The 2,627-nt window shown below is 72.1% G+C and carries 1 protein-coding gene; it reads right to left on the minus strand.

What is annotated here, in order from left to right; genetic code table 11:
* The coding region (locus PKY62_RS12940) for a fibronectin type III domain-containing protein (protein WP_324537608.1) at positions 1–2,479 on the minus strand (2,479 nt) is incomplete at its 3' end.
* Positions 2,480–2,627: the final 148 nt, after the last annotated feature.

A 2,627-nucleotide genomic window follows, 5' to 3' on the forward strand; every position in this document is an offset into this window, starting at 1 on the left:
CGGCACCGGTCACCGCTCGCACCTGCACTTCATAGGTGGTGCCGTCGGTGAGGCCGCCGATCACGAACTGGCCCGAGAGCGATCCCGTCGACGCCCACGTGCTGCCGCCGTCGATCGAGTACTGGTACTTGTCGACCGTCGCGCCGCCGTTGTCGCCCGGGGTGAACGTCACAGCCAGGGCACCCGGCTGGGAAACGACAGAGGTGATGGTCGGAGCACTCGCGGGCACCGCGGGCACCGGGCCGAAAGTGGCGCGCGCGGTGGACGCCGGGCCGGCCCCGACGGCGTTGACCGCTCGCAGTGCCACCGTGTACTCGGTCCCCTCGTCGAGCGGTGTGCCGTCGCTGCCGTCGGAGATGGTGATCGGCGAGGTCAGCGATCCCGCATCCGTCCATGTCGCTCCGCCGTCGGTGGTGTACTCGTAGCCGGTAATCGAGGATCCTCCGTCGTTCCCCGGCGCGGTGAACTCGATCTCGAGCGCACCGGATCCCGAGGTCCGCTCGATGTGGTCGACTGCGGGGGCGCCCGGCACGGTCGCGGGAGTCGCCGCGACCGTCGAGGCCGGCCCGGCGCCCACGGCGTTGACCGCGCGCAGCTGGACGCTCTGCGCGGTGCCGTTGGCGAGGCCCGGGATCGTGATCGGGCCGGTCGTGCCGACCGGCACCCAGGTGCCGCCGCCGTCGAGGCTGTACTCGACGCGGGTGATCGGCGACCCGCCGTTGGATCCCAGCGAGAACGATGCGGAGATGGCGCCGTCGAGGCCTGTCGCAGAGGCCCCGACGAGAGCACCGGGAGCACCGGGCGTGACGATGCTCACGGCCGCGCTCGGCGCACCGGCGCCCGCCGCATTCAGCGCACGGATCTGCACCGCGGTCGAGGTGCCGTTGCCGAGGCCGGTCAGCTCGAGCGGGCTCGCTCCCGAAACCAGAGGCTGCCAGGCCCCGCCGTCGAGGCGGTACTCGTAGCCGGTGATCGGCGATCCGCCGTCGAAGCCGGGGACGAAGCCGACCGTGCCGACTCCGATGCCCGCCGTGGTGCCGACTATCGTCGGCGCCCCGGGGGTCGCTCGCGGCGTGCCGGAGGCCGGATCGCTGATCGCGCCCGTGCCCATGGCGCTCGTGGCGCGCAGCTCGATGTCGACCGCGACCCCGTTGGTCAGGCCGGGGATCACGATCGGCTGCCCGGTGCCGGCGACGGGCACCCAGCTGCCCCCGTCGACCCGGTACTGGTAACCGGTCGGCGGCGCACCGGTCGCCGGAGGATCGAAGGTCACCGAGAGAGCGCCGTCTTGCGGGGCGAGGCCCGTGATCGTCGGCTTCGACGGAAGCGCGTAGGGGGTGAGGGGCTGCGACTTCGGCGAGAACTCGCCGACGCCCGCAGGGGTCACCGCGGCGACGCGGAAGACGTATGCCGTGCCGTTGGTGAGCCCGCCGACGGTGAGCACGGCGTCGGCCGAGCCGACGGTCTGCGATGCGCTCCAGGTGCCGCCGTCATCGGAGCTGAACTGCACCTGGTAGTCGGTGATGGGACCCTGGCCGATCTCGGCGGGCGGGTTCCAGAAGAGGTCGACCTCGCCGACGCCTGCCACGCCCTGCGGCGCGGCGGGCGCGGCCGCGGTACCGGTGACCCATCGGATCACGATCGAGCCGTTGCCCGAGTTCTGGGCGGCATGCTCATACGAGGCGCTCAGCCCGTCGAAACCGGTCGTCCTGTTCTCGCCGACGGAGCCGCCGTAGCCGAACCACTCGGTCGACGTACCGGCGCCGAACTCGACACGGCCCTGCGCGCCGCCCTGGGCGCCGCCGCCACCGCCGCCCGAGCCGCCGCCGTCGTTGCTGGTGCCGCCGCTGGGCTGGATGCCCGTCTGCCCGTTCGAGGAGGTGGTGTCGGTGCGGCCGACGAAGGTGCCGTCGGCCGGGCGCCCCCGGGTCGGCTCGTACTGACCCGACCCGCCGTTGCCGCCACCGCCGCCGGCGACGATGTCCTGGCCGTTCACGCGCAGTACCGATGCCGCGCCGCCGGCGCCGCCCTGACCCGAACTGCCGGACGTGGCCACCAAGCCGCCGTTGCCGCCTCGGTACGCACCCAATGGGTTCGATCCCCCGGCAGGCGGAGTGTTCGCGGCCGAGCTCCCGCTGATCTGATCGCCGCCCTTCGCTCCGCCCTGACCGACGGCGATCGTCAGCGACTGGCCGGGGGTGACCTCGAGCGTGCCGGCCACCAGACCGCGATACGAGCTCGGATCCGGTCCCGCCGTCGCATCCGCGCCGCCGTTGCCGCCCTGGCCGCCGCGGATCTCGACCTGGATCGAGGTCACGCCCGCGGGCACGACCCAGCTCTGCGTCGACACCGTATAGTCGAAGGTGGCCTCGTGCTGCTGCGGAGCGGTCCACGCCGGCTCTGCGCCTGCGACCAGAGTGCCGCCGACGAGCGCTGCGACGGTTCCGACTGCGAAAGCGCCCCACAACGAGCGACGCACGGTTATCTTCTGCACTGTTCCCTCCATCAGGTTCGGGGGTCACCTCAACGGTTGAGCCCCCGACCCCAGGACACTCATGGATCAAGCATAACGGGCTCTTCGCATTTGGAAGTGTAGAAGTGGTGCCCGGAGTGGCTGCCGCTAGATA

Origin of the sequence: Actinotalea sp. (genome assembly GCF_035443605.1) — a bacterium.
Classification (GTDB): domain Bacteria; phylum Actinomycetota; class Actinomycetes; order Actinomycetales; family Cellulomonadaceae; genus Actinotalea.